Source organism: Pseudomonas sp. GYB4201, from assembly GCF_056312595.1.
Window position 1 is genome coordinate 193,204 of record NZ_JBWGIG010000007.1, and the last position, 25,146, is coordinate 218,349.

A 25,146-nucleotide genomic window follows, 5' to 3' on the forward strand; every position below is an offset into this window, starting at 1 on the left:
GTTAGGCCTGGCGCCCGCCGGGCTTGAATGGACAAAACCTGCAAAGGCCGGCACATGCCGATCAAACTGCGCCGCCCGCCACGGCGCTGTGGCACAGTAGCGGTGCCCATAACAACAACACCTGACACCATGGCCGCCATTCCCAACTACGCCCTGTACGGCGAGCGCATGCAGCCGATCTGGCATGACGCGCTGCACGTCGAATCGATTTCCCTGCGCTCCGGCGCGCACCACTGGGAGATCGCCCCCCACCGCCACGAAGGCCTGTTGCAGCTGCTGTACCTGCAACACGGCAGCGGCCAGCTGCGTTTCGACGGCCAGGTGCTGCGCGTGCAGGCGCCCTGCGCGATTATCGTGCCGGCGCCTATCGTGCATGGCTTCAGCTGGGACGGCGCGGTGGAGGGCCAGGTGATCACGGCCGTGCAGACCCTGCTGCAGGCCATGGCCGACGCCGTGTCGGCGCCGCTGGCGGCACGGCTGCTGCAGGCACAGGTGGTGGACCTGCCCACCTGGCCCGCCGCAGCCGACCCGCTGCTGCCCCTGTTCACCAGCCTGCGCGATGAATACCACAACCGCGCCAGCGACCATGTGGCCTGCAGCATGGGCCTGCTGCTGGGCCTGCTGGTGCAGGTGCTGCGCCACGGCCGCTGCCCGCAGGGCGTGGACGAGGCGCCGGCGTCAAGGCGCTCGCAGCAGATGGTGCGGTTCCGCGAGCTGGTGGACATGCACTTCCGCCAGCACCGGCCGCTACAGGCCTATGCCCGGGAGCTGGGCATGACCCTGGTGACCCTGGGGCGCCTGTGCCAGGAGCACCTGGGCATGCCGCCCATGGCGCTGATCAACGCCCGGCTGGTGCTGGAGGCGCGCCGCGAGCTGGCCTATTCCAGCCTGAGCATCAAGGCCATCGGCCATGGGTTGGGGTTCAACGACGTGGCGTACTTCAGCCGCTTCTTCCGCAAGCACACCGGGCTGTCGCCCAGCCAATACCGCGAGCAGGCGTAGCAGCAATTGTCTTGAAACGGCGTCGTCTGCCGCCGTACGTGGTAGGAGCCGGCCTTGGCCGCGATGCAGGCGACGCGATCGACGAGGTACACAGGGCCCCGTAGCAGCGGCCGAAGGCCGCGTCCCAGGCGCCGCGGTGTGCCAGGCGAATCGCGTTTGCTGCCGGACGCCGCCTTCGGCAGCTGCTACGCCGATCCCCCGTAGCAGCGGCCGAGGGCCGCGTCCCGGGCGCTGCGGGGTGCCTGGCGAATCGGGTTTGCTGCCGGACGCCGCCTGCGGCAGCTGCTACGCCGATCCCCCGTAGCAGCGGCCGAAGGCCGCGTCCAACGCGCCGCGGTGTGCCTGGCGAATCGCGTTTGCTGCCGGACGCCGCCTTCGGCAGCTGCTACGGTAAGGGGGGAAGGTTGGGGGGTTGCATGGCGCTGCATCGAGGGTTTCGCTTGTTCGGGGGTATTGTCTTCGGGGCCTTGCTGCTCTATCTGGCGCTGTGCGCGGCGTTGCTGGTGTTCCAGCGGGCGCTGATTTATCACCCGCAACCCAACGAGGGCGATACGCCGGCCTCGCTCATGGCGTTCACGGTGGATGGCGTGCGCCTGCAAGCCTCGGTGCGCCCCCATGCAGGGCCTGACGCGGTGCTGTACCTGGGGGGCAACGCCGAGGACGTGTCGCTGAACCTGGCCGATTTCTCGGCAACTTTCGCCGACCAGGCGCTGTACCTGCTGCACTATCGCGGCTTCGGCGGCAGCGGTGGCTCGCCGACCCAGGCCGCGTTGCAGGCCGATGCGTTGGCGCTGTATGACCTGGTTGCCGCCAGCCACCCGCACGTGACGGTGATCGGCCGCAGCCTGGGCAGCGCTGTGGCGGTGTACCTGGCCAGCCAGCGGCCGGTGGCGCGGCTGGTGCTGGTGACGCCGTTCAACAGCCTCGCGGAGCTGGCCAGCCAGCGCTTCGCGCTGTTCCCGGTGCAATGGATGCTCAAGGACCGCTTCGACTCATGGCGCTACGCCCCCCAGGTCAGCGCCCCTACCCGCCTGGTGGCGGCCGCCGACGACAGCCTGGTGCCGCGGGCCAGCACCGAGCGGCTGTACGCGCATTTTGCCCCGGGCGTGGCGACGCTGCAGTTCATCCCGGCCAGCGACCACAACAGCATCTCCGACAGCCCGGCGTATCTGCCGGCGCTGAAGGCTCGCTGAAACCCTGACGCGGCCTGGGGCCGCTGCTACGTTGATCCGTGTCACATTAGTGAAATATACAAGGCTTACCATGGCGCAGATGACTGCTATATGACAGTTTGAAGACAGCTGACCACTGACACAGGGAGTGACCATGGAATCGTCTCTAGACGCGCTTCGCCAGCAGATCCAGCAAGCCGAACCGGTGCTCAAGCGCCTGGACGTGGCCATGGAGAACCTGACGTTCGACCCACTGCAGCCCGCCAGCGTCGACGCTGCCAACGCCACCGTCTCCCACCTGATCGCCACCTTGCTGGCCGGGTTTGAACACAACCCCATCCTCGGCCCCCTGGCCAATGACCTTGAAGCCCAGTACCTGGAAGGCATCCGCCTGAAAGTGCGTGCGGCCCGCGCCCAGGCGGCCTGACGCCTAGCCCTTCACCCGCGCCAGCTCGGCCTTGAGCCGGGCAATCTCGTTGCTGTCGCTGCCGTGCATGGTCACCAGCGCAGCGATGCGCTGGCGGCATGCCCGCAGTTCGGCATTGGTTTCATCCAGCTCGTTGGCCAGCAGCGTGCATTGATGTTCCAGCAATTCCAGGTGGGACGGAAAGGGTTCGAAACCAGTGGCGTCTACGAGGTCGTTTGTCATGAGCATGGGGCACCAACGGAGTAGAGTACAAATGTTCTCCATGCAGAATAACCGCAACCACTGGATGCATCAACAGTGTTTCGTCGGCACATCAATACGCAAACGCGTGCCCCAGCTCCTGCTCCATCCACGCCAGGAAGCGCCGCACCCGCGGAAAGCTGGAGTGCGCGCGCGGAAACACCAGGTGATGGGCCGCCACCGGCGCGCTGAGTGACGCCGGCGTCACCGCCACCAACGCCCCCGAGGCCAGGTATTTCTGCGCCAGCAAGGTGCTTTCCAGGGCAAAGCCCAGGCCCAGGCTGGCCGCCTCCAGGGTCATGTACGAGCGGTCGAAGCTCAGCGCATAAGGCTTCTCCGGCAGCGCCAGGCCGTGCTGGGCGAACCATTCGGGCCAGGTCAGCAAGGTCGAGGCCGACAGGATCAGGTCGCTGCCCAGCAGGTCGGCGGCCTGCCGCACCGGGTGCCGGGCCAGCAGCGCCGGCGCCGCCAGCACCGCCACCGACTCGTCGCGCACGGTGCGCACCTCGTAGCTGGGCCAGGCGGGCCGGCCATGGCGAATGTCGACGTCGATCTTGTCGCGGCTGAAATGCAGCGCCTCGTAGGAGCACGACAGGTTGATCTGGATGTCCGGGTGGCTCTGGCGGAACGCCTCCAGGCGCGGCATCAGCCACAGCAGGCCGAAGCTGGGCGAGGCATGCAGGCGCAGGCAGTCGATGCTGACGTCGCTGGCCGCCCGCTCGGTGGCCACCGCCAGGGTCTGCAGAATGCCGGAGACCTCCTTGAGGTACTGCTCGCCCACCGGCGTCAGGTGCACGCCACGGGCGCCACGGGTAAACAGCTGGCGGCCGATCAAGGCTTCCAGGTTGGCCAGCTGGTGGCTGACCGCCGAGGGCGTCAGGTCCAGCACCTCGGCGGCCCTGGCCACGCTGCCGAAGCGCGCGGTCTGTTCGAAGGCCTGAATTGCTTTCAGGGGTGGCAGTGGCGGCATGACCGGGGACATGGCGGATCCTTGCGCGTGGGTCTTGTTATTGATGGCTTCATTCAAGCACCGCTGGCCGCGAGTGCTGAATTTTTTTCAGCCACCGATGATGTTTAGCGCATTGCTCAGGGCCGCCGCCCGGCACAAGCTGAGTCATCGGTTGAGCACAACCGACCCATAACAACAATCAGAGGGACTGCACATGCTGCTCAAAGACAAGGTTGTCATCATCACCGGCGCCGCCTCCGCCCGTGGCATCGGCCGCGCCACCGCCACCACCTTCGCTGCCCAGGGCGCGTGGGTGGTGATCCTCGACCTGGACGCCGCCGCTGCCCGCGACGCCGCCGCCACCCTGGGCGAAGGCCACCTGGGCCTGGCCGCCAACGTCGCCGACGAAGGCCAGGTCCGCCAGGCCGTGGGCCAGGTGCTGGAGCAGTTCGGGCGCATCGACGTGCTGGTCAACAACGCCGGCATCACCCAGCCGCTGAAGACCCTGGAGATTCGCGGCAGCGACTACGACAAGGTGCTGGACGTGAGCCTGCGCGGCACCCTGCTGATGTCCCAGGCGGTGATTCCGGCGATGCGCCGCCAGGGCGCGGGCAGCATCGTCTGCATGTCCTCGGTGTCGGCCCAGCGCGGCGGCGGCATCTTCGGCGGCCCGCACTACAGCGCCGCCAAGGCCGGCGTGCTGGGCCTGGCCCGGGCCATGGCGCGGGAGCTGGGCCCGGACAAGGTGCGCGTCAATTCCATCGCCCCCGGGCTGATCCACACCGACATCACCGGCGGCCTGCTGCAGGACGAGCGCCGCCAGGCCATCCTCGACGGCATCCCCCTGGGCCGCCTGGGCCAGGCGCAGGACGTGGCCAACGCCGCGCTGTTCCTGGCCAGCGACCTGTCTTCCTACCTGACGGGCATCACCCTGGACGTGAACGGCGGCATGCTCATTCATTGAGCCACCCACGCTGGCCCTGGTGCCAGCGTTGTTCTTATAACAACAAGAGAACAGACCATCATGACCACTCTATCGCTCGACGCGGTGGTGTCCGTGCGCTCCAACGCCTATCGCAAGACGGCGTGGCGGCTGATGCCGTTCCTGATGCTGTGCTACCTGTGCGCCTACCTTGACCGGGTCAACGTCGGCTTCGCCAAACTGCAGATGATGAACGACCTGGCCTTGAGCGAGGCGGTCTACGGCCTGGGCGCCGGCATGTTCTTCATCGGCTATTTCCTCTGCGAGGTGCCCAGCAACCTCATCCTGCACCGCGTGGGTGCGCGCCGCTGGATCGCGCGCATCATGATTTCGTGGGGAGTCATTTCCGCGCTGTTCGCCTTCGTCGAGACCGCCTGGCAGTTCTACGGCCTGCGTTTTCTGCTGGGCATCGCCGAGGCCGGCCTGGCGCCGGGCCTGCTGCTGTACATGACCTACTGGTTCCCCTCGTACCGGCGGGCGCGCATGACCGTGCTGTGGTTCGTGGCCATTCCGTTGTCGGGCATGCTCGGCGGGCCGCTGTCGGGGCTGATCATGGCCAAATTCGCCGGCGTGCATGGCTGGGCCGGCTGGCAGTGGCTGTTCGTCATCGAGGCGATCCCCACCGTGGTGGTCGGGCTGCTGGTGCTGACCTGCCTGAAGGACGGCGTGGCCCAGGCCACCTGGCTGCGCGACGATGAAAAGGAGTTGGTGCGCCAGGAACTGGCCGAGGACAACAGCCGCAAGGTCAGCCATGCCTCGGTGGGCGCGTTCCTGCGCGACAGGCGCCTGTGGCTGCTGGCCGGCATCTACTTCTGCGTGGTCATGGGCCAGTACGCCCTGACGTTCTGGCTGCCCACCCTGATCCGCAACGCCGGGGTCGCCGACCCGCTGCACATTGGCCTGATGACCAGCCTCCCCTACCTGTGCGCCATCGCCGCCATGCTGCTGATGGGGCGCAGCAGCGACCGCCAGGGCGAGCGGCGCTGGCACCTGATAGTGCCGATGCTGGCCGGCGCCGTGGGCCTGGCGCTGGCGGCGCTGCTGGGCAGCAACCTGCTGCTGTCGGTGCTCAGCCTGTGCCTGGCGGCCGCCGGGGTGCTGAGTGCGTCCTCGCTGTTCTGGATGCTGCCTACCACCCTGCTGGGCGGGGTGTCGGCGGCGGCCGGTATCGCCGGCATCAACAGCTTCGCCAACCTGGCCGGCTTCTGCTCGCCCTACCTGATCGGCTGGGTCACCACCCGCACCGGGTCCAGCGCCATCGGCATGTACCTGATCACCGCCGTGCTGTGCCTGGGCGCCTGGCTGGTGCTGCGCATTCCGGCCGCTTCGGTCAACCGTTGAAACCATGGAGTCTTGATCATGACAGCTACTTCCGCACACCCATCCAGCGTGCCCCTGGCACAACGCGCGTTCAACATCCGCCAGCACGCCCTGCGCATGGGCCAGGTGCAGGGCCAGGGCTACGTGGGCCAGGCCCTGGGCGCCGCCGACCTGCTGGCCGTGGCCTACTTCCACGCCCTGCGCTACCAGCCCCACGACCCGCACTGGGAGCAGCGCGACCGCTTCTACCTGTCCATCGGCCACTACGCCATTGCCCTGTACGCCGCGCTGATCGAGGCGCAGGTCATTCCCCTGGATGAGCTGGAAACCTACGGCTGCGACGACAGCCGCCTGCCCATGTCGGGCATGGCGGCCTACACCCCCGGCATGGAGATCACCGGCGGCTCGCTGGGCCACGGCCTGGGCATCGCGGTGGGCGCCTGCCTGGGCCTCAAGCGCAAGCAGTCGGCTTCGTTCGTCTACAACCTGCTGTCCGACGGCGAGCTGAACGAGGGCTCGACCTGGGAGGCGGCGATGTCGGCCTCGCACCGCAAGCTCGACAACCTGATCGCCATCATCGACGTCAACAACCAGCAGGCCGACGGCCACAGCAGCGAGATCCTCGCCTTCGAGCCCATCGTCGACCGCTGGCAGGCGTTCGGCTGGTTCGTGCAGCGCGTCGACGGCAACGACCTCGACGCCCTGGTGCAGGCCTTCGACACCGCCCGCAGCCACACCGGCGCGCAGCCGCGGGTGATCATCTGCGACACCCGGATGGGCAAGGGCGTGAGCTTCCTGGAGCAGCGGGAGAAAACCCATTTCATCCGCGTCGACGAACACGAATGGCAAGTGGCCCTGGACACCCTCGAGCACGGGAGCAGCAAATGAACAGCATCAACCAGACCCCAGCGGGCAAGAAGCGCCTGACCACCTCGGCGATGATCGCCTCCATTGCTGCCGAGGGCCAGCCGGTGCGCCCGGCGCCGTTTGGCCACGCCCTGGCGGCGCTGGCCGAGCAGCGCGCCGACATCGTCGGCTTGTCGGCCGACCTGTCCAAGTACACCGACCTGCACGTCTTCGCCAAGGCCCACCCCCAGCGCTTCTACCAGATGGGCATGGCCGAGCAGCTGCTGATGAGCGCCGCGGCCGGCATGGCCCGCGAAGGCTTCGTGCCGTTCGCCACCACCTACGCGGTGTTTGCCGCGCGCCGGGCCTATGACTTCATCTGCATGGCCATTGCCGAGGAGAACCTCAACGTCAAGATCGTCTGCGCCCTGCCCGGCCTGACCACCGGCTACGGCCCCAGCCACCAGGCCACCGACGACCTGGCGATATTCCGCGCCATGCCCAACCTGATGGTCATCGACCCCTGCGACGCCCTGGAGATCGAACAGGCCGTGCCGGCCATCGCCGCCCACCAGGGCCCGGTGTACATGCGCCTGCTGCGCGGCAACGTGCCGCTGGTGCTGGATGAGTACGGCTACACGTTCGAGATCGGCAAGGCCAAGACCCTGCGCACCGGCAACGACGTGCTGATGATCAGCACCGGGTTGATGACCATGCGCACCCTGGAGGCGGCTGAACAGCTGCGCGCCGACGGCATCGACGTGGCGGTGCTGCACGTGCCCACCATCAAGCCGCTGGACGCCCAGACGATTCTGGCCGAGGCGCGCAAGCCAGGCAGGCTGGTGGTGACAGCCGAGAACCATTCCATTGTCGGCGGGTTGGGCGAAGCGGTGGCCGGGTTGCTGCTGCGCAGCGGCGTGACCCCGACGTTCCGGCAGATCGCCCTGCCCGACGCGTTCCTGGACGCGGGGGCGCTGCCGACCTTGCATGACCGTTATGGCATATCCACGAGTGCGGTGTGCGCGCAAGTAAAAGCCTGGTTGTAACCTCCCCCCCCCGTAGCAGCGGCCGCAGGCCGCGTCTGGCCACAACGCGGTATACCCGGAAATGCGCGTTGGCTTCGGACGCGGCCTGGCGGCCGCTGCTACAGGGGACGTGCTACCCACCCTTGGCCATGCCGGCGCTATCGGCGATCTCGTTCCACAGGTGCATCGCCGCGTAGGCCCGCCATGGCCGCCAGGTCTCGGTGTCAAGCGGCGCTTCGCGGCGGGCGATGGCCTGCATCAGCACCAGGTCCGTGCCGGGCCAGGCATCGGCGTCGCGCCAGGCGCGCATGGCCACGTACTCCACCGTCCACGGGCCAATGCCCTTCATGGCCAGCAGGCCCTTGCGCAAGGCCGGAATGTCCGGCGTCGCCGCATCGATATCCAGCCTTCCCTCCGCCACCGCCCGGGCAAACGCCTGCAGGGTCTCCACGCGCTTGCCGGGCATGCCGATCTTCTCCAGGTTGGCGTCCGCCAGGGCCGCCGGCGTGGGGAATAACCAGGCCGTGTCGGGGTGGAACGGCGCCTGGGCCGGCGCACCGGCGCGCTGCACCAGGCGCCCGACGATGGTGGTGGCCGCCTTGACGCTGACCTGCTGGCCAACGATGGTGCGCACCACCAGTTCAAAACCCGACCAGGCCCCGGGAATACGCAGGCCCGGCGCCTGGGCGACCAGGCGGCGCAGCCAGGGGTCGCGGTCGAACGCCTCGCGCAGGTGCTGCGGGTTGGTGTGCAGGTCGAACAGGTGGCCGAACCTGGGCGCCATGTCCGCCAGGAAACGGCTGGCCTCGCCTTCCACCCTGGCGATCAGGCAGGGGCGCGTGGGGTCCTTGCGCACCGTGAGCAGCCCTGGCGCGCCTTGCCAATGCAGGGTGCGGATATAACGGTCGCCGTCCACGGTCTCGACGCCACCGGTGGAGCGGCCGCCAAAGAAGCGCAGCATGCGCGCCCAGTCGAAGGGTGGCGTAAAGGGCAGTTCCAGCTCATCGGCAGGGTGCATCAGCATCAATTTACCTTGTGAATGGCAACGCCTGGCTGCAAGGTCCGGGCGATGGCCCTTACCAGCGCATCGATGGACCAGGGCTTGAGCAGGTAGACCAACGGCGGCGGCAAGCCGGAGACGTCGAGCAAATAGCCCGAGGTCAACACAAAGCCGGTGCCCGGCCATTTCTGCTGCACCATGGCAGCGAGCTCCATGCCCTTGATGCTGCCAGGCACGCCGTGATCGGCAATCACCAGCCGACAGTTCGCCACGGGGCGGAGCATGTGCACCAAGGCGTCCTCGGCGTTGTCGAAGGCAATGCAGGAAGCCCCCAGTTCGACGACGATGTCCACCATCAACTGCCGCAAGGTGGGGTCATCCTCGACAACGACCACCTCGCCCTGGATCGGCCGCAGCCCTTTCCATTGGATATTCACGGCGTGCTCTTCTTCCCCTTCAAACCCCGAGTGTTTCAAAGTTGAGAGTAGCGGTCGATGGTAGCCGAAGGCCAGTGGGCCGACGGCTCACCCACCGTCAATGCCACGTGTTCACTGAGGTAATCCACCAGCGCCCGCACTTTGGGCGACGGGTGTTTGCTGGCCGGCCACAGTACGTGGAAGACGTTGGTCTGCTGCACATGGTCAACCAGAATCGGGCGCAGGCTACCGGCGGCCAAGGCGTCGCGGATGGCGAACTCGGGCAGGTAGGCGATGCCAAGGCCGCGCAGGGCAAAGCACACGCGGGTCTCGATGTTGTTGCAGATCATCGACACCGGCAACTGCAGCTGCTCGGCATCGCGCAGTGCCCAGGTCTCCAGTTTGCCGCTGGTGGTGGAGCGGTAATGCAGACAGGTGTGCCCTTGCAGGTCAGCTGGCGCTTGGGGGGTGCCATGGCGTGCCAGGTAGTCAGGGGACGCTACCAGCAGCAGGCGGAACGTTCCCAGCCTGCGCGCTGAAAGCCGTGAGTCGGCGGGCTCACCGGTACGGATCACGGCATCGAAGCCGTCCTCGATCACGTCGACCAGGCGGTCGGTGAAGTCCAGGTCCAGCTCGATGGCCGGATACTGCGCCATGAAATCGCCGAGCACCGGCAGCATCAGCGGGCTGACCAGGGGCAGGCTGACGCGCAGACGGCCGCGGGGCGCGGCGGCGGCTTGGGAGAGTTCCAACTGCGCGGCCTCGATTTCGGCGAGGATGCGCCGGCTGCGCTCCAGGAACATCGCCCCTTCGGGCGTCAGGGTGACGCTGCGGGTGCTGCGGTGGAACAGCCGTACCGCCAGCTTTTCCTCCAGGCGCACCACCGTCTTGCCCACCGCCGAGGCCGACACCCCCAGCAGCCGGCCCGCCGCCACGAAGCTGCGGGTTTCGGCGACCTGCACAAACACCGCGAAACTGTTCAGGCTGTCCATCGCGCTCCCATTGCGGACGTTTGTGTCCGTGCAAACCGGAACCTTACCCTACTTTTTCCACAGTCCTGGACTTTCTATCGTGGGCCTCTCTTCATACAGGACGCTCACCCATGCCCTCCACTCCCCCTGAAAAACTGCCGCTGGCGGCGCTCTTGGCCATGGCGATGGCCGGTTTCATCACCATCGTCACCGAAGCCCTGCCGGCCGGCCTGCTGCCGCAGATCGCCGCCGGGATGCAAATCCCGCCAACCTGGGCGGGGCAAATGATCACTGTGTATGCCATGGGCTCGTTGGTGGCGGCGATCCCGCTGACCGCGGCGACCCAAGGGCTGCGCCGCCGGCCGCTGCTGTTGGCGGCGATCGCCGGGTTCGCCGTGGCCAACACCATTACGGCCGTGTCCGCCAGTTACCCACTGAGCCTGGTGGCACGCCTGCTGGCGGGTGTCTCGGCGGGGTTGTTGTGGGCGCTGCTGGCCGGCTATGCGGCGCGGTTGGTGCCAGCGCACCAGCAAGGCCGAGCGATTGCCGTGGCCATGGCCGGCGCGCCGGTGGCGTTGTCCCTGGGGGTGCCCCTGGGTACCTGGTTGGGCAACCTGCTGGGCTGGCGCCTGTGCTTTGGCTTGATCAGCGTGCTGACGCTGCTGCTGATGGCCTGGGTGCGCCTGCGCGTGCCGGATTTCGCCGGCACGCCGGCGGGCAAGCGTTTCGCCTTGCGCGACGTCGTGAAAATGCCCGGTGTGCGGCCTGTACTGGTGGTCGTGCTGGCGTTCGTACTGGCCCACAATATTCTCTACACCTACATCGCGCCGTTTCTGCAACTGGCACACCTGCAAGCGCGCACCGACAGCGTGCTGCTGGTGTTCGGCCTGGCCTCGGTGGCGGGCATCTGGGGCGTGGGTGTGCTGATCGACCAGCACCTGCGTCCGTTGACCCTGGCCAGCACCGCGCTGTTCGCCGGTGCGGCCCTGCTGTTGGGGCTGGCCGGCAGCCAACCGTTGGCGGTGTACGCCGCCGTGGCCATCTGGGGCCTGGGCTTCGGCGGCGCGGCCACGCTGTTCCAGACTGCCCTGGCGAAAACCGCGGGCGCCGCCACCGATGTCGCGCAGTCCATGCTGGTGACGGCGTGGAACGCGGCCATTGCGGGCGGCGGCATCGTCGGTGGGCTGTTGCTGGACGGCTATGGCGCCGGGGCGTTTCCCGGTGCGGTGCTGGTGTTGCTGCTGGCGACGTTTGGCGTGGTTTGGGGCGCGCGGCACCAAGGCTTTCCTGCCGCCGCACGTTTGTAGCAGCGGCCGTAAGGCCGCGTCAGGTCTAGCGCGGGACGCCGCCTTCGGCAGCTGCTACGAGGTTTATATAGACTGATCTGTCTATGTTGCCGCCGGAGAGGATCACTGCCACGCGCTTGCCTTGCATCGCCTCGTGCTCCTGCATCAGCGCCGCCAGGGCAGCGGCGCCGGCGCCTTCGGCGAGGTTGTGGGTGTCGGTGTAGTAGACGTTCACGGCGTCGGCGAGCTGTTGCTCGGTGACGGCGACGAAGCGCTCGGCACCCGCCGCGTACATCGCGAACGCCTCGGCGATCGGCTTGCGCACGGCCAGGCCGTCGGCGAAGGTGTTGGCGCTGGCCGTCTCCTGGACGGTGCCGCTGTCGAAGGAGCGCTTGGCCGCCGCCGCTTCGCTGGCCACCACGCCCACCACCCGGGTGTTCAACCCCAGCGCATCACGGGCGGCGATGACCGCGCAGATGCCCGAACCGCAGCCCACCGGCACATACAGGGTGTGCAGGTCCGGCACTGCGTTGAACAGCTCCAGGGCGTAGGTGGCCACGCCCTTCACCAGTTCGCCGTGGAACGGCGGCACCAGGAACAGGCCCTCGCGCTGGGCCAGGCGCGCCGCTTCCTCGCGGGCCTCGTCGAAGTCGCGGCCGTATTCCACCACCTCGCCACCGAAGGCACGCATGGCGCTGTTCTTCTCCAGCGAATTGCCGAACGGCACCACGATCAGCGCCCGCAGCCCGGCCGCGCGGGCCGCCAGCGCCAGGCTCTGGCCGTGGTTGCCGCGGGTGGCGGTGACGATGCCGGCGGTGTCGGGATGGGCCTGCTTGAGCCAGTGCATGAAGGTGATGCCGCCGCGCACCTTGAAGGCGCCGGTGGGCGTGTGGTTCTCGTGCTTCACCCACACCTCGCAACCCAGCCGCTGGGCCAGCAGCGGCCAGGCGTACTGGGCGGTGGCGGGCATCACCGGGTAGACCTGGCGGGCGGCGGCTTCGATATCGTGGCGGGTCAGCGTGAGCATGGGGCAGTCCTCCTGGGTTTCCCCCACTGTAGAGGGCAGGGCCGCGCACAGGCTTTCAAAAAACTGACCTGACCTTTTGGCCGCAGTTTGCGTAGGATGACCGGCATGACCCAGCCATTACGCCCGTCCCCTGCCAACGAACCGGTCCGCCGCGCCGAAGCCGGGCCGTGGGCGATCGAATTGCTGCCGGCCAATGCCTATGACGCGCGCTATGTCGCCAGCCAATCGGCAATCGGCTTCGCCTTCGACAGCCAGCGCGGCGTGCACGCCATCGGCAGCGACCGGGTGCGCCCCTTCCTGGCCACGCCCAACGGCCTGGCGTTCGTGCCGGCTGGCTGCGACGTGTATTCCACCTCGGCGCGCGGCGGCGAATACCTGCGCGTGGTGCGCACCGACGGCCTGCCGCTGGCCGGCGCGCAGCCGTTCAACAACCGCAACGACCGCCAGGCCACGGCGCTGGCCCTGGGCATGCGCCGGGCGCTGCTGCAGGCCTCGCCCACTGATGAGTGGGAAGCCTGGGCGCTGGCCCTGGCGGCGCGCGCAGCCGGTGAGGCGCTGCCTACGGCCCACGGCGACGCCATGACCTCCCGGCGCCTGGGCCAGCTGGATGAATTCATCGACGCCGGCCTCGACGGGCCTTTGAGCGTGCAGGCCATGGCCACGCTGCTGGGGCTGTCGGAAGGTTATTTCCTCCGTGCGTTCAAGCAGGCCACCGGCCAGAGCCCCCACAGTTACCTGATCGACCGCCGCCTGGCACGGGCCCGCGAGCTGCTGCGTGACCGTCGCGCACGGCTCGCCGATATCGCCTTGGCTTGTGGCTTCGCCTCCCAGGCGCACCTGGCCACGGCGTTCAAGCAGCGCCTGGGCGTGAGCCCGAGTGCGCTGCGCGGGTGAGCCTCAGCCCTGGCGCGGCAAGGCCTGGTAGGCTTGCTGCACCGCGTCATGGCCGTAGCGCCGCTCCAGCTGGCGTACCATGAAGTGCCCGCGGGCCATGTCCTGGAAGTGGTCGATGAACGCCAGGTTGATCAGCGAGCCGCCCACCGCGCCAAGCGCCGGAATGGCCTGGGCCGCGGCCTTTTCGCCGACGTTGACGCTGAAGCGCTCGGCAATGGCGCTGATCAGCTTGATGATCGAACCATCGCTCAACGACTTCGCCAGCGCCGCGCGCACGGGGTAGTAGCCGGTTTCCGACTCGTCATCGCTGGCCGAGCGGCCGCCCAGCGCGAACACCGCCAGGCAGGCCTGCTTGGCCTCTTCGCTGTCGATGCGTTCGCCGTGGCTGCGGGCGATGTCGGCGATGGAGCGCAGCATGATCGAGGTCGACAGCGGCAGCTCGACGCTGAGCCCGGCGAAGCCGAAGAAACCGCCCACCCCGCCGCTGACAGCGATGCCCGCCTTGTGCCACAAGTTGGAGGACTTCTCGCCCGGCACGTCCTTGAGGGTGAACACCGCGGCGTCCAGCGCCTTGACCAGCGCCGAGCGGGTCACCGTGGCGATTTGCCGGGTGACACTGCCCGGCAGGTGCCGCAGCGCCGCCTCCACCGGCATGCCGATGATGCGGGTGACCTTGGCGACGAAACCGGGGTTCTCCAGCAGGTTCTTCGCCACTTGCAGTTGGGCGAGGTCTTCGGGGGCAAGGTTCATGGCAGTACTCATCTCGAAGTTGCAGGCACCGTAGCCGCTGCCGCCAGGCTGCGCTGGCCCTAGGCGGCGCTGATTACCCCCAGTGTACACAAGGCCCGGCGCAGAGCTGCGCAAGCCGCTACAGGTTTCATTTTGCCTCGGCCTGCGCGTTCGCTAGGATCAGGGATTGGCCCAACGAGACCCTGCGATGAGCACATCCCACGCCCCCTGGCGCTACATCCTGCTGCTGGGCGCCTGCACTGCCCTGCCGCCGTTGTCCACCGACATGGCGCTGCCAGCCATCAGCCAGGTGGGCAGCGCGTTGCACAGCGACTCCGCCGCAGCGGCGCAGACCATCACCCTGTTCATCCTCGGCTTTGTGCTCGGCCCGCTGCTGTTCGGGCCGCTGTCGGACCGCCTGGGCCGGCGGCCGATCCTGTTTGCCGGGCTGGCCGTGTTCGCCCTGGCCGGCCTTGCCTGCGCACTGGCCCCGAACATGCCCGTGCTGCTGGCCAGCCGTCTGCTGCAAGGCGCAGCGGCGGGTGCGGCGGCGGCCATGCCCATCGCCATCGTCCGTGATGCCTTCACCGGCACCCAGGGCCGCTCGCTGCAGAGCGCGCTGGTGGCCATCAACAACGTTGCGCCGCTGCTGGCCCCGCTGCTGGGCGCCGGCATCCTCAGCCTGGGCAGCTGGCGCAGCATTTACGCGACCCTGGCGCTGGCTGGCGTCGCGTTGCTGGCCAGCGCCAGGCTGTCGCTGCGCGAATCCCACCCACCGGCCAAGCGCAGCGCCCAGCCGCTGATTGCCACTTACCGCCAGGTGCTGCGCAACCGCCGCTTCGTGGTATGTGCGCTGATCCTGGCGCTGAACTTCGCTGGCCTGTTCGCCTACATCACCGCCTCGCCGCTGGTGTTCATGGACGCCCTGGGCCTGAGCAGCCAGGGCTTTGCCGTGCTGTTCGCAGTGACCGCGCTGGGCACCCTGGGCGGTTCGTGGCTGAACGGGCGGCTGATTCGCAGCGGCTGGGGCGAGGCGCGCATCATTGGCCTGAGCCTGCTGGCCAGCCTGGGCTGCAGCCTGGGGCTGGTGCTGTGCAGCGCGTTCGCCAGCGCGCCGATGCTGCCACTGGCGGCCCTGGTGGTGCTGAGTAATGTGTGCACCGGGCTGGTGATGCCCAACGCCACTCACGCCTCGCTGGAAGACCTGCACCAGGTGGCCGGCTCCGGCGCCGCGTTGCTGCGGGCGATGCAGATGGCCGGGGGCGCGGCCTCGGGCTTCCTGGTGGGCTTGCTGTACGACGGCCATTCGGCTCACGCCATGGCCGGGGTGATGCTCGGTTGTTCGGTGCTGGCGCTGTTGTGCTATGCCGCAGGCTACGGGGCTATCAATCAGGTTGATAGTCCAAATCTGCCTGATCAATTACCCCTTGAGCGCGAACCTTCATAAGCTGCCTGCATTCCATTTGCCAACGGACGACGCCGCCATGAATGTTCACCTGACCCTTGCTGCCATTTTGGTGCTGTTTTTCTCGGTGGCGCTGATTCACGTGTAGAACCTGTGACGCGGCCTGTGGCCGCTGCTACATGGGCGGGGGGCCGTGACGCAGCCTGGCGGCAGCTGCTACGATCGGTGGTTCAGGCATTTGTTTGGACGCCCCATGCTCGCCACCCTTCGGCACTACCCGCTCGCCGTCAACCTGCTGCTGGCCAGCGCCTTCCTGCTGACACTGGGCCGGGCCATCACCCTGCCCTATCTGGTCATCTATCTGACGTCGCACTACGGTTTGGACGTGTCCACCGTGGGCGCGGTGATTGGCGGCGCGCTGGTGGCGGGCTCGGTGCTGAGCCTGTATGGCGGCTACCTCACCGACCGGCTCAGCCCCTACCGGCTGATACTCGGCTTCACCGGCTGTTTCGTCGCCGGCTTCGTGGGCATGTGCCTGACCTCCAGCCTGGCGGTGTTCTTCCTGTTCCTGGTGGCCTTCAACTTCGCCTATTCGGTGATCGACGTGGTGGCCAAGGCCAGCTTCGGCCGGCTGCTGCCCGACCACGAGCAGGCCCGGGTGTTTTCCCTGCGCTACACCCTGATCAACATCGCCTACGCCGTGGGCCCGTTCATGGGCGCGGGGCTGGCGGGCGTCAGCCTGCAGTTGCCGTTCATGCTCTCGGCGCTGCTGGGCGTGGTGTTCCTGGGGCTGTACGCGCTGTACGGTGACCGCCACTTGAGTGGGCCCGAGGCGGCCAGCGAAGGCTTTTCCTTCATGCGCGTGGGCCAGGTGCTGCTCAAGGACCGGCGCCTGGTGTGCTTCACCGTCGGCGGCATCCTCAGCGCGGTGGTGTTCGGCCAGTTCACTGCCTACCTGTCGCAGTACCTGGTGCTGACCAGCGACCCGCAGCAGGTGTACGCGGTAATCAGCACCGTGCTGGCGGTGAACGCCAGCGTGGTCATCGGCCTGCAGTACGCGGTGGGCAAGCACATCGACGCGCGGCGCCTGACGCCCTGGCTGATCGTCGGCCTGGCACTGTTCCTGGCCGGCCTGGTGGGCTTTTCCGTGGCCCACAGCCTGACGGCCTGGGCGCTGGCGATGTTCATCTTCACCCTGGGCGAGATCATCGTGTTCCCGGCCGAATACATGTTCATCGACCGCATTGCCCCCACGCACCTGCGCGGCATGTACTACGCGGCGCAGAACCTCTCCAACCTGGGCGGCGCCCTGGGCCCGGTGGTGTGCGGCCTGGCCCTGGCCTGGCTGGCGCCGGCGGCGATGTTCTACGTGCTTGCGGCGTTCCTGGTGGTGGGCGGCGCGTTGTACGTGCTGGGCGGCTCGCTGGCCGAGAAGGTTGGCTGAAGCGCCGGGTTGGCGGTATGGTGCCCGCCTTTCATAAAGCTGACCCCCGAGGTGCACATGCTGACTTTCCTTCCTGACCCGGACGCGGACTCCATCTCGTCCGACGTTGCCAGCTTCAACGGCATCCTGGTCTCCACCCAGATCCCCACCCGCGCCGACGGCAGCCTGGAGCTGGGCAGCATCACCGCCCAGAGCGAATGCACCCTGCAGGCGCTGAAAGTGGCCCTTGAGCGCGCCGGCAGCTCCATGGACCGGGTGATGCACCTGACCATCTACCTCACCGACATGGCCGACCGCGCCGCGTTCAACGAGGTGTACCAGCGCTTCTTCGCCAAGCCCTGGCCGGTGCGCGCCGCGGTGGGCGTGGCGTCGCTGGCGGTGGAAGGCATGCGCGTGGAAGTCACCGCCATGGCCGCCAAGGCATAAATTCCGTAGCAGCGGCCGCAGACCGCGTCCCGCACGCTAAATTCAGCGCCGCCAGCGGACGCCGCCTGGCGGCAGCTGCTACGGGAAAACTGCCACTGCTTCTATTTCACCGCTACAATGCCCGCCTTGACCGTGCAAAAGCCTGACTAAAAAAACATGTCCCTACCCAAGCATCACCTGGAATTGCTGAGCCCTGCCCGCGACGTAGAGATCGCGCGCGAGGCCATCCTGCATGGCGCCGACGCCATCTACATCGGCGGCCCAAGCTTCGGCGCGCGCCACAACGCTTCCAACGAGGTGGCCGATATCGCCCGCCTGGTGGAATTCGCCCGCCGTTACCACGCCCGCGTGTTCACCACCATCAACACCATCCTGCACGATGACGAGCTGGAACCGGCGCGCAAACTGATCCACCAGCTGTACGATGCCGGCGTCGACGCGCTGATCGTCCAGGACCTGGGGGTGATGGAGCTGGACATTCCGCCCATCGAGCTGCACGCCAGTACCCAGACCGACATCCGCACCCTGGCCCGGGCCAAGTTCCTCGACCAGGCCGGCTTCTCCCAGCTGGTGCTGGCCCGCGAGCTGAACCTGCAGGAGATCCGCGCCATCGCCGATGAAACCGATGCTGCCATCGAGTTCTTCATCCACGGCGCCCTGTGCGTGGCCTTCTCCGGCCAGTGCAACATCAGCCACGCGCAGAACGGCCGCAGCGCCAACCGTGGCGACTGCTCCCAGGCTTGCCGCCTGCCCTACACCCTGAAAGACGACCAGGGCCGCGTGGTGGCGTTCGAGAAGCACCTGCTGTCGATGAAAGACAACAACCAGAGCGCCAACCTGCGCGCCCTGGTGGAAGCCGGCGTGCGCTCGTTCAAGATCGAAGGCCGCTACAAGGACATGGGCTATGTGAAGAACATCACCGCCTACTACCGCCAGCGCCTGGACGACATCCTCGAAGGCCGCCCGGACCTGGCCCGCGCCTCCAGCGGCCGCACCGCGCACTTCTTCGTGCCCGACCCGGACAAGACCTTCCACCGCGGCAGCACCGACTATTTCGTCACCGACCGCAAGGTGGACATCGGCGCCTTCGACACCCCTACCTTCACCGGCCTGGCCGTGGGCGTGGTGGAAAAGGTCGGCAAGCGCGACCTGCAGGTGGTCACCCATGAGCCGTTGACCAACGGTGACGGCCTCAACGTGCAGATCAAGCGCGAAGTGGTGGGTTTCCGCGCCAACATCGCCGAGCCCAAAGGCGAGTTCGAGGAAGACGGCGAGAAGCGCTACCGCTACCGCGTCGAGCCCAACGAGATGCCGGCCGACCTGTACAAGGCGCGCCCCAACCACCCGCTCAACCGCAACCTGGACCACAACTGGCAACAGGCCCTGCAGAAGACCTCCGCCGAACGCCGCATTGGCGTGAACTGGAAGGCGCAACTGCGCGAAGACCGTCTGCAACTGACCGTCACCAGCGAGGAAGGCATCAGCGCCAGCGTCAGCCTGGACGGCCCGTTCGGCGCAGCCAACAAGCCCGAGCAGGCGCTGGACCAGCTGCATGACCTGCTGGGCCAACTGGGCACCACCCAGTACCACGCCACCGACATCAAGCTGGACGCACCGCAGGCGTACTTCATTCCCAACTCGCAGCTCAAGGCCCTGCGCCGCGAAGTGATCGATGCCCTGACCGAAGCGCGCGTCGCCGCCCACCCACGCGGTGGCCGCAAGGCCGAGACCGTGCCGGCGCCGGTGTACCCCGATTCGCACCTGTCGTTCCTGGCCAACGTCTACAACCAGAAGGCCCGCGACTTCTACCACCGTCACGGCGTGAAGCTGATCGACGCCGCCTACGAGGCCCACGAGGAACCGGGCGAAGTGCCGGTGATGATCACCAAGCACTGCCTGCGCTTCTCCTTCAACCTGTGCCCCAAGCAGGCGAAAGGCGTGACGGGCGTGCGCACCAAGGTCGCGCCGATGCAGCTGATTCACGGCGATGAAGTGCTGACCCTGAAGTTCGACTGCAAGCCGTGCGAGATGCACGTCATCGGCAAGATGAAGGGCCACATCCTCGACCTGGCACCGCCAGGGAGCAACAAGAGCGTTGTGGGGCACATCACCCCGGAAGACCTGCTGAAGACCATTCCGCGCGCGCCGCATTGATCGGCTGCCGTGGGAGCGGGCTCTGCCCGCGAAAAATGCACCGCGTATTGCCTGACATACCGCAGTGTTCTTTTCGCGGGCAGAGCCCGCTCCCACATTATTTCAGGCAGTCCAGGACTGCCTGGGCCGTGCGCTCGAAGGTCAACGGCGTCACGGTTACATAGCCATTGAACACACCGTGAGTCTCGGTGCCCTCTTCGTCGAAGCTCTCCGTGCGCGACATGTTCAACCAGAAATACTCGACGTTGCGCGGGTCTTGCTGCCCCGTCACCTGAATACCGTTCAGCCTGCCCGTGCCCTGGGACGTGTACTGCGTGCCCTTGCAGGCCGCCGGTTCCACGTCGGGGAAATTGATGTTCAGGCAACTGCCCGCCGCCCAGTCCGCCTGCGCCACGCGCGCCAGCACATCCACCCCCAGCGCCTCGGCGGTAGCCCACTTCACCGGTTGGCCTTTGGTAAACGCCTGGCTCAGGGCAATCGACGGAACACCCAGCAACATGCCCGCCATCGCCGCGCCTACCGTGCCGGAAAACGCCGTTTCCACCCCCAGATTGGCGCCGCGGTTGACCCCGGACAGAATCAACGTCGGCTTGTGCGGCATCAGGTGCTGCAACGCCAGCACCACGCAATCGCCCGGCGTGCCCTGCACGGCAAAGCGCCGCTCGCCCAGGGTTTCCACGCGCAGCGGGTGGTGAATGCTGATGGCATGGGACACGCCACTCTGGTCGTGGGCCGGTGCCACCACCCAGACCTCGCGGGCCAGTTTCGTGGCAATGACTTCCAGCGCGGCCAGGCCAGGGGCGGTGATGCCGTCATCGTTGGTCAGCAGAACGCGGTCGAACAAGGGGGTGTACGGGTCCATGTGCATCTCCAGGTGAAAGGCGGTCAGGCCGGTTGCGAAATCTCGATCAGGTTCAGGTCCGGGTCACGCACATACACCGAGCGGATCGGCCCGGCGGCGCCGGTGCGCATCACCGGCCCTTCGAGGATAGGCCACTGCTGGGCGTGCAGGTGTTCGATCACCTGCTCCAGGGGCGTGCTGGCAATGAAGCACAGGTCCAGCGCGCCCGGCACTGGCAGGTGCGCCTTGGGCTCGAACTCGTGGCCGCGCACGTGCACGTTGATCTTCTGCTGGCCAAACACGAAGGCCAGGCGGCCCTGGCCGAAGGTTTCCAGGCGCATGCCGAGCACGCGGGTGTAGAAGTCCTTGCAGGCGTCCAGGTCGATGGTGGTGAGGACCAGGTGGTCGAGGTGGTCGATCATCAGCGAAGCTCCAAGGCGGTTGGCCCCTGATGATGCCCTGCTGGCACGCCAGTGAAAATCAAGACGTTTGTCGATACCCGCGTCAGGGCTTGCGCTCCGCCAACTTCTCCAACAGTTCCGCCGAAGGCACGAAGAACAACCCGCCGGTCACCGCCGTGCTGTAGTCGAGCAAGCGGTCGTAGTTGCCCGCCGGGCGGCCCACGAACATGTTCTCGAGCATTTTTTCCAGGGCCGACGGCGAACGCGCATAGCCAATGAAATAGGTGCCGAATTCGCCCATGCCGGGGCGGCCGAAGGGCATGTTGTCGCGGAGGATTTTCACTTCCTGGCCGTTTTCACTGAGCGTGGTCAGGGCGCTGTGGGAGTTGCTGGGTTTGTGGGCGTCGTCCAGTTCCACGTCCGAGAGCTTCTTGCGGCCGATCACCCGTTCCTGGTCTTCCACGCTCAGGGCGTTCCAGGCGTTCATGTTGTGCAGGTACTTCTGCACCATCACGTAGCTGCCGCCGGCGAAAGCCGGGTCTTCGTTGTCGATCAGGGTGGACTCGGTCAGTTTGCGGCCGGCGGGGTTTTCGGTGCCGTCGACGAAGCCGACCATGCTGCGCATGTCGAAGTTGCGGAAGCCCTGCACCTCGTCCACCACCAGGATGGCATCGCCCAGGGCGGCGCACAGTTGGGTGGCCAGTTCGAAGCACAGGTCCATGCGGTCGGCGCGGATGTGCAGCAACAGGTCGCCGGCCGTGGCGGGCGCACGGCGGCCTTCGGGGCCGAACTCGCGGAACGGGTGCAACTGCGCCGGGCGCGGCGCGCCGAACAACACGTCCCAGGCCGTGGAGCCGAAGCCGCACACGCAGGACAGCTTGCCGTCGGGCACGCGCTTGCCCACCGTGCGGGTCAGCGCCGCCACGTCGCCGCACCAGCCGCGCACCGTGTCGGCGGCCTCGGCGCCCAGCGCCACGGTGGCGACGATAAAGATGACGCTGCTGGTGATGGGACTGCAGACGGCCTGGGGTTCGGGAAGGAGGTCAGTCATGGTCGGCCTTCAGGGCTGGGAAAACCATTGCTCAGCGTAGCTGGCGCCGGTGGTTGCCGGGGCTTTTTCCATTGTCTCTGCACGTTCCGACGGTAGACTGCGGGCATTTACCCACCAGGGAAGTCTTTGCCATGATCGATCTCCACCAGCCCCTGGGCGCCCTCACCGCCCTGCGCAAACTCCACGGTTCCACCGTGGACGGCAAGCCCGTGGTGTTCCACTGGTCCGGCCAGGCCTGGGCGCGGCGCGAAGGCGAGCCCGACCGTTTGCTGTTCAAGGTCGAGGGCATGAACGTTCGTCAATGCGGCAGCCTGCACGACCCCCAGCGCGGTGCCGGCTTCCGGCTGGTGTCGCGCGAACTGATGCTGTACCTCGACCCGGTGACGGGCGAACCGTTGAAAACCTGGCACAACCCCTGGACTCAAGCTGACGTGCCGGTGATGCACGTGGCCAACGACCCGGTGAACCTGCGCCCGTTCTTCGAGCGCGATCCTCAGGGCCAGCCTTTGGCCTCCCCCTTCCGCGTCCAGGGCGAGCGCATATTCGCCGCCAGCGAGATCCCGCTCTTCTACCCCAATCCCTTGGCGGGCGATTACCAGGAGTACGTCGGCAACCACTACCACGCCATGGAAATCTTCGATTTCGTGGCCGACCGCGAGGCGCTGCTCAGTAAAGAGACCGACAGCGCGAATGCGGCGTTGGCATGGGTGCGTATCGCGCCGTGGCTGCCGTTCATGCGCATGGGCAGCCGGCCGGGGTTGATGGTGTTCAACGCCATGGGGCAGACCGTGGCAGGTATCGAAGCCTTGCCGGGGGTGCTGCGCGAGGCGATTGGCCGGGATTACCCGGAGTACCGTGAGCCGCCGGCGCTGGATGATGTGCGCCCGAACGCTACCAGTTGGACAGTCGCGCAGCGACTCAAAGAAGCGCAGCGCCCGCGCACCTGATCTTGACCTGGCTTGTGATCTGTTTGTGATCTGTTTGTGATCTGCTGTTGATCTGGCTTTTGATCTTGATTGTATGCCCCGTAAAGCGCCCGGGCCGACTGGAGGCGTCGATCAACGGGCTGCCCGAAGGGCCGAGGCCGCAGGCCGAAGAGACGGTAACCCGCAGGCTTCTATAGCGGGTGCCGTCTGCCCGTTGAGCGGCGCCGGAAGGAGGGGACCCGTAGCGAAGCGTAGGGCCCAAGCAGGGGCAAGCCCTTTTTGGTGACTTTTTGGGGCGACTGCCAAAAAGTTACTCGCCGTAAGGGCGAAACGGTCGGTGGTATCCCCGCGAAAATGGATATGCTCGAAAACGCCGAAGCGGGATACGAACACCACGAACATATCCATTTTTTCGAGTGATGCCACTTCACCTTTCCGGCCTTACGCCGGGTCACTTTTTGGCAAACGCCCCAAAAAGTAACCAAAAAAGGCTTGCCCCTGCTTGGTCCCTACGCTTCGCTACGGGTCCCCTCCCTCCGGCGTCGCCCAAGCGGCCGACGGCCCGGAATAGAAGCGCCTCCGGTTCCGTCTTCCCTGGCTACGCCAGGGACCGCTTGGCCAACGCCTCCAGTCGGCCCTGGCGCTTTACGGGGCACACAATCAAGATCAAAGGCCGCACGGGATCAAGGTCAAGGTCAACAGCGGTTCGCGGCGCGACCAATACTGGTGCTACTTGAATGCACCCAACGTGCTGGGCAAACTGCACTTTTTTGCCTCGGAACCCCACCATGGCCCACCCCAACCAGCCCCTGCAAATAACCCGTTTCCAGCCTACCGACGAATCCGGCGTAATCAACGTCATCCTGCCCATCCAGCAAGCCGAATTCGGCATCCCCATCACCGCCGCCGACCAGCCGGACCTGCGCGCCATCGGCGAGTTCTACCAGCAGGGCAACGGTGATTTCTGGGTGGCCAAGGCCGGCGAGGAAGTGGTGGGCACCATCGGCCTGAAAGACATCGGCGAAGGCCGCGCCGCCCTGCGCAAGATGTTCGTCGCGCAAGCCTATCGCGGCGCTGCGTACGGCACCGCCGCACGCTTGCTCACCACCCTGCTGGAAGCCGCCCGCGCACGCGGCGTGCAGCAGATATTGCTAGGCACCACCGCGCAGTTCCTCGCCGCGCACCGCTTCTACGAGAAACACGGTTTCCACGAAGTGGCCAAGCACAGCCTGCCCGCCTCGTTCCCGCTGATGGCCGTGGACAGCAAGTTCTACGCCCTGGACCTCTGACGCTTACCCGTAGCAGCTGCCGCCAGGCGGCGTCCGGCTGCAACGCGGTGGGCCTGAAAGTACGCGGCGCTTGCGGACGCGGCCTGGCGGCCGCTGCTACGGGGGCGGCGTTGGCAGTTTCTGCCTCGTTACGCGCGCCTCTCGAGCAACCGCCGCCACCAGGAAGTTCGGCGAGTGCCCGCGCTTGCCGGCAGCAGTTGCGGCATGTCGCGCAACCGAACCCAAGGCTCGTCTTGCCAATACAGCACACTCAACGACAATCGCGGCCAAGACATCTGCCCTACCAGCGGTCCGCGCTCGCCAGCGGGAGCCGCGCGCAGCGTAGGCAGTACCACTTGGGTCAGCCACTGCCGCAGCGCACGATTTTCCGGAACGTAGTGATACACCAGCAACGCAAGCGCGCCCGACTCACTGACCATCGCCGTGTGATGCAACTCGCCTTGATAACGCAACCACATCATTCGACGTTGGTCGGCATCCAGCTTGACGGCCTGGCGCTCGTCCAGGCCCGTGCCCATCACACGACCGAGATCCTTGAGGCAAAACCAGGCCTGATCGTCAAACGTAACCGCCTTGAGCAAGCGCCCGTGGCGCAGGAAGGGAATGCTGTCGTAAGGCTGGGTATCAGATGCCGCGAATAGATTTGATCCGTGCATAGGTGAAGCTCCTTTCGTAGAGGAGCTGCCAACCCTTGCGACCAAGCAAGATTGGGTGGCAGCTGTGCACAGGTTGGTCGACCGGGACGAAAGGAACCCGGCAGGCACGAATGCCTCCCGCACACAGCCGCCATAAAGCCACGTGCAGGCAAAATACCGGCATCGGCAATAGCAAGGCTGTTGCACCTTTCGTAAGACGGGCGACCAAACCCGATCGCTGATGTGCAGCGACGGCGCGAGGATACAGCGTGGGTTGGCGACCGGCAA

Annotated in this window: 26 protein-coding genes; 15 read left to right on the plus strand and 11 right to left on the minus strand. The window is 66.8% G+C overall.

Annotated elements, in window-relative coordinates; all coding sequences use genetic code 11:
* Positions 1-129: 129 nt before the first annotated feature.
* The 3 genes from AC0Z2B_RS09105 (at position 130) to AC0Z2B_RS09115 (ending at position 2,601) form a co-directional block, all read left to right on the plus strand.
* On the plus strand, positions 130-1,002 hold the full coding sequence (locus tag AC0Z2B_RS09105) for a helix-turn-helix domain-containing protein (RefSeq protein WP_476296235.1): 873 nt from the start codon (positions 130-132) through the stop codon (positions 1,000-1,002).
* A 416-nt stretch (positions 1,003-1,418) separates the two neighbouring features.
* Positions 1,419-2,195: an alpha/beta hydrolase gene (locus AC0Z2B_RS09110; protein ID WP_476296153.1), complete on the plus strand. Its 777-nt coding sequence runs from the start codon at positions 1,419-1,421 to the stop codon at positions 2,193-2,195.
* Positions 2,196-2,328: 133 nt separating this feature from the next.
* Positions 2,329-2,601: a hypothetical protein gene (locus AC0Z2B_RS09115; RefSeq protein WP_476296155.1), complete on the plus strand. Its 273-nt coding sequence runs from the start codon at positions 2,329-2,331 to the stop codon at positions 2,599-2,601.
* 3 nt (positions 2,602-2,604) lie between these two features.
* On the opposite strand, the gene AC0Z2B_RS09120 is transcribed toward AC0Z2B_RS09115, so the two are convergent.
* Entirely contained in the window at positions 2,605-2,823 is a 219-nt protein-coding gene (locus AC0Z2B_RS09120; protein WP_416424265.1) for a hypothetical protein, read from the minus strand.
* A 91-nt stretch (positions 2,824-2,914) separates the two neighbouring features.
* Positions 2,915-3,823, minus strand: coding sequence for a LysR substrate-binding domain-containing protein (locus tag AC0Z2B_RS09125; RefSeq protein ID WP_416424264.1), 909 nt, complete (start codon positions 3,821-3,823; stop codon positions 2,915-2,917).
* Positions 3,824-4,004: 181 nt separating this feature from the next.
* Between AC0Z2B_RS09125 and AC0Z2B_RS09130 the strand changes: the two genes are divergently transcribed.
* From AC0Z2B_RS09130 to AC0Z2B_RS09145, 4 genes are read left to right on the plus strand one after another with little or no spacing between them, the layout of a single operon-like run.
* Positions 4,005-4,754 carry an SDR family NAD(P)-dependent oxidoreductase gene (locus AC0Z2B_RS09130; protein WP_476296157.1) on the plus strand — a complete coding sequence of 250 codons (750 nt, stop codon included), beginning with the start codon at positions 4,005-4,007 and terminating at the stop codon, positions 4,752-4,754.
* A 60-nt stretch (positions 4,755-4,814) separates the two neighbouring features.
* Positions 4,815-6,113 (plus strand): MFS transporter, encoded by a 1,299-nt coding sequence (locus AC0Z2B_RS09135; protein ID WP_476296159.1) that lies wholly within the window; start codon positions 4,815-4,817, stop codon positions 6,111-6,113.
* Positions 6,114-6,131: 18 nt separating this feature from the next.
* Positions 6,132-6,980 carry a transketolase gene (locus AC0Z2B_RS09140; protein WP_476296161.1) on the plus strand — a complete coding sequence of 283 codons (849 nt, stop codon included), beginning with the start codon at positions 6,132-6,134 and terminating at the stop codon, positions 6,978-6,980.
* Entirely contained in the window at positions 6,977-7,984 is a 1,008-nt protein-coding gene (locus AC0Z2B_RS09145; RefSeq protein ID WP_476296163.1) for a transketolase family protein, read from the plus strand. Before AC0Z2B_RS09140 ends, AC0Z2B_RS09145 begins: the two co-directional genes overlap by 4 nt.
* 112 nt (positions 7,985-8,096) lie before the next feature.
* Here AC0Z2B_RS09145 and AC0Z2B_RS09150 read toward each other — a convergent pair whose 3' ends face one another.
* From AC0Z2B_RS09150 to AC0Z2B_RS09160, 3 genes are read right to left on the minus strand one after another with little or no spacing between them, the layout of a single operon-like run.
* Positions 8,097-8,987 (minus strand): DNA-3-methyladenine glycosylase family protein, encoded by an 891-nt coding sequence (locus AC0Z2B_RS09150; RefSeq protein ID WP_476296165.1) that lies wholly within the window; start codon positions 8,985-8,987, stop codon positions 8,097-8,099.
* Entirely contained in the window at positions 8,987-9,400 is a 414-nt protein-coding gene (locus AC0Z2B_RS09155; protein WP_476296167.1) for a response regulator, read from the minus strand. Before AC0Z2B_RS09155 ends, AC0Z2B_RS09150 begins: the two co-directional genes overlap by 1 nt.
* A 35-nt stretch (positions 9,401-9,435) precedes the next feature.
* Positions 9,436-10,371 (minus strand): LysR family transcriptional regulator, encoded by a 936-nt coding sequence (locus AC0Z2B_RS09160; protein WP_476296169.1) that lies wholly within the window; start codon positions 10,369-10,371, stop codon positions 9,436-9,438.
* Between the two features lie 110 nt (positions 10,372-10,481).
* On the opposite strand from AC0Z2B_RS09160, the gene AC0Z2B_RS09165 reads away from it, so the two are divergent.
* Positions 10,482-11,657: an MFS transporter gene (locus AC0Z2B_RS09165; protein WP_476296171.1), complete on the plus strand. Its 1,176-nt coding sequence runs from the start codon at positions 10,482-10,484 to the stop codon at positions 11,655-11,657.
* 25 nt (positions 11,658-11,682) lie between these two features.
* On the opposite strand, the gene AC0Z2B_RS09170 is transcribed toward AC0Z2B_RS09165, so the two are convergent.
* Positions 11,683-12,663 carry a threonine dehydratase gene (locus tag AC0Z2B_RS09170; RefSeq protein WP_476296173.1) on the minus strand — a complete coding sequence of 327 codons (981 nt, stop codon included), beginning with the start codon at positions 12,661-12,663 and terminating at the stop codon, positions 11,683-11,685.
* Between the two features lie 96 nt (positions 12,664-12,759).
* Here AC0Z2B_RS09170 and AC0Z2B_RS09175 point away from each other — a divergent pair, with 96 nt between their 5' ends.
* Positions 12,760-13,557, plus strand: coding sequence for a helix-turn-helix transcriptional regulator (locus tag AC0Z2B_RS09175; RefSeq protein ID WP_476296174.1), 798 nt, complete (start codon positions 12,760-12,762; stop codon positions 13,555-13,557).
* A gap of 3 nt (positions 13,558-13,560) precedes the next feature.
* Here AC0Z2B_RS09175 and AC0Z2B_RS09180 read toward each other — a convergent pair whose 3' ends face one another.
* Complete coding sequence (locus tag AC0Z2B_RS09180; RefSeq protein WP_476296176.1) at positions 13,561-14,307, minus strand: EcsC family protein; 747 nt, start codon at positions 14,305-14,307, stop codon at positions 13,561-13,563.
* 187 nt (positions 14,308-14,494) lie between these two features.
* Between AC0Z2B_RS09180 and AC0Z2B_RS09185 the strand changes: the two genes are divergently transcribed.
* The 4 genes from AC0Z2B_RS09185 (at position 14,495) to AC0Z2B_RS09200 (ending at position 19,715) form a co-directional block, all read left to right on the plus strand.
* A complete protein-coding gene (locus AC0Z2B_RS09185) occupies positions 14,495-15,733 on the plus strand; it encodes a multidrug effflux MFS transporter (RefSeq protein WP_476296178.1) in 1,239 nt (412 codons plus the stop codon).
* Positions 15,734-15,944: 211 nt separating this feature from the next.
* The gene (locus AC0Z2B_RS09190) at positions 15,945-17,135 is read left to right on the plus strand and encodes an MFS transporter (RefSeq protein ID WP_476296180.1); all 1,191 of its coding nucleotides are present in this window, start codon (positions 15,945-15,947) and stop codon (positions 17,133-17,135) included.
* 57 nt (positions 17,136-17,192) lie between these two features.
* A complete protein-coding gene (locus AC0Z2B_RS09195) occupies positions 17,193-17,561 on the plus strand; it encodes a RidA family protein (RefSeq protein ID WP_475503216.1) in 369 nt (122 codons plus the stop codon).
* 156 nt (positions 17,562-17,717) lie between these two features.
* Positions 17,718-19,715, plus strand: a complete 1,998-nt coding sequence (locus AC0Z2B_RS09200; protein ID WP_476296183.1) for a peptidase U32 family protein — start codon at positions 17,718-17,720, stop codon at positions 19,713-19,715.
* A 97-nt stretch (positions 19,716-19,812) separates the two neighbouring features.
* Here AC0Z2B_RS09200 and surE read toward each other — a convergent pair whose 3' ends face one another.
* From surE to AC0Z2B_RS09215, 3 genes are all read right to left on the minus strand, one after another.
* Complete coding sequence (surE, locus tag AC0Z2B_RS09205) at positions 19,813-20,577, minus strand: 5'/3'-nucleotidase SurE (protein ID WP_476296185.1); 765 nt, start codon at positions 20,575-20,577, stop codon at positions 19,813-19,815.
* Positions 20,578-20,600: 23 nt separating this feature from the next.
* Positions 20,601-20,978: a VOC family protein gene (locus AC0Z2B_RS09210; RefSeq protein WP_476296187.1), complete on the minus strand. Its 378-nt coding sequence runs from the start codon at positions 20,976-20,978 to the stop codon at positions 20,601-20,603.
* 82 nt (positions 20,979-21,060) lie between these two features.
* Positions 21,061-22,008: a Dyp-type peroxidase gene (locus AC0Z2B_RS09215; RefSeq protein WP_476296189.1), complete on the minus strand. Its 948-nt coding sequence runs from the start codon at positions 22,006-22,008 to the stop codon at positions 21,061-21,063.
* A gap of 131 nt (positions 22,009-22,139) precedes the next feature.
* Between AC0Z2B_RS09215 and AC0Z2B_RS09220 the strand changes: the two genes are divergently transcribed.
* Positions 22,140-22,955, plus strand: a complete 816-nt coding sequence (locus AC0Z2B_RS09220) for a DUF1838 family protein (protein ID WP_476296191.1) — start codon at positions 22,140-22,142, stop codon at positions 22,953-22,955.
* Positions 22,956-23,722: 767 nt separating this feature from the next.
* Entirely contained in the window at positions 23,723-24,223 is a 501-nt protein-coding gene (locus AC0Z2B_RS09225; RefSeq protein ID WP_476296193.1) for a GNAT family N-acetyltransferase, read from the plus strand.
* A 128-nt stretch (positions 24,224-24,351) separates the two neighbouring features.
* On the opposite strand, the gene AC0Z2B_RS09230 is transcribed toward AC0Z2B_RS09225, so the two are convergent.
* Complete coding sequence (locus AC0Z2B_RS09230) at positions 24,352-24,879, minus strand: BRO family protein (protein WP_473006081.1); 528 nt, start codon at positions 24,877-24,879, stop codon at positions 24,352-24,354.
* Positions 24,880-25,146: the final 267 nt, after the last annotated feature.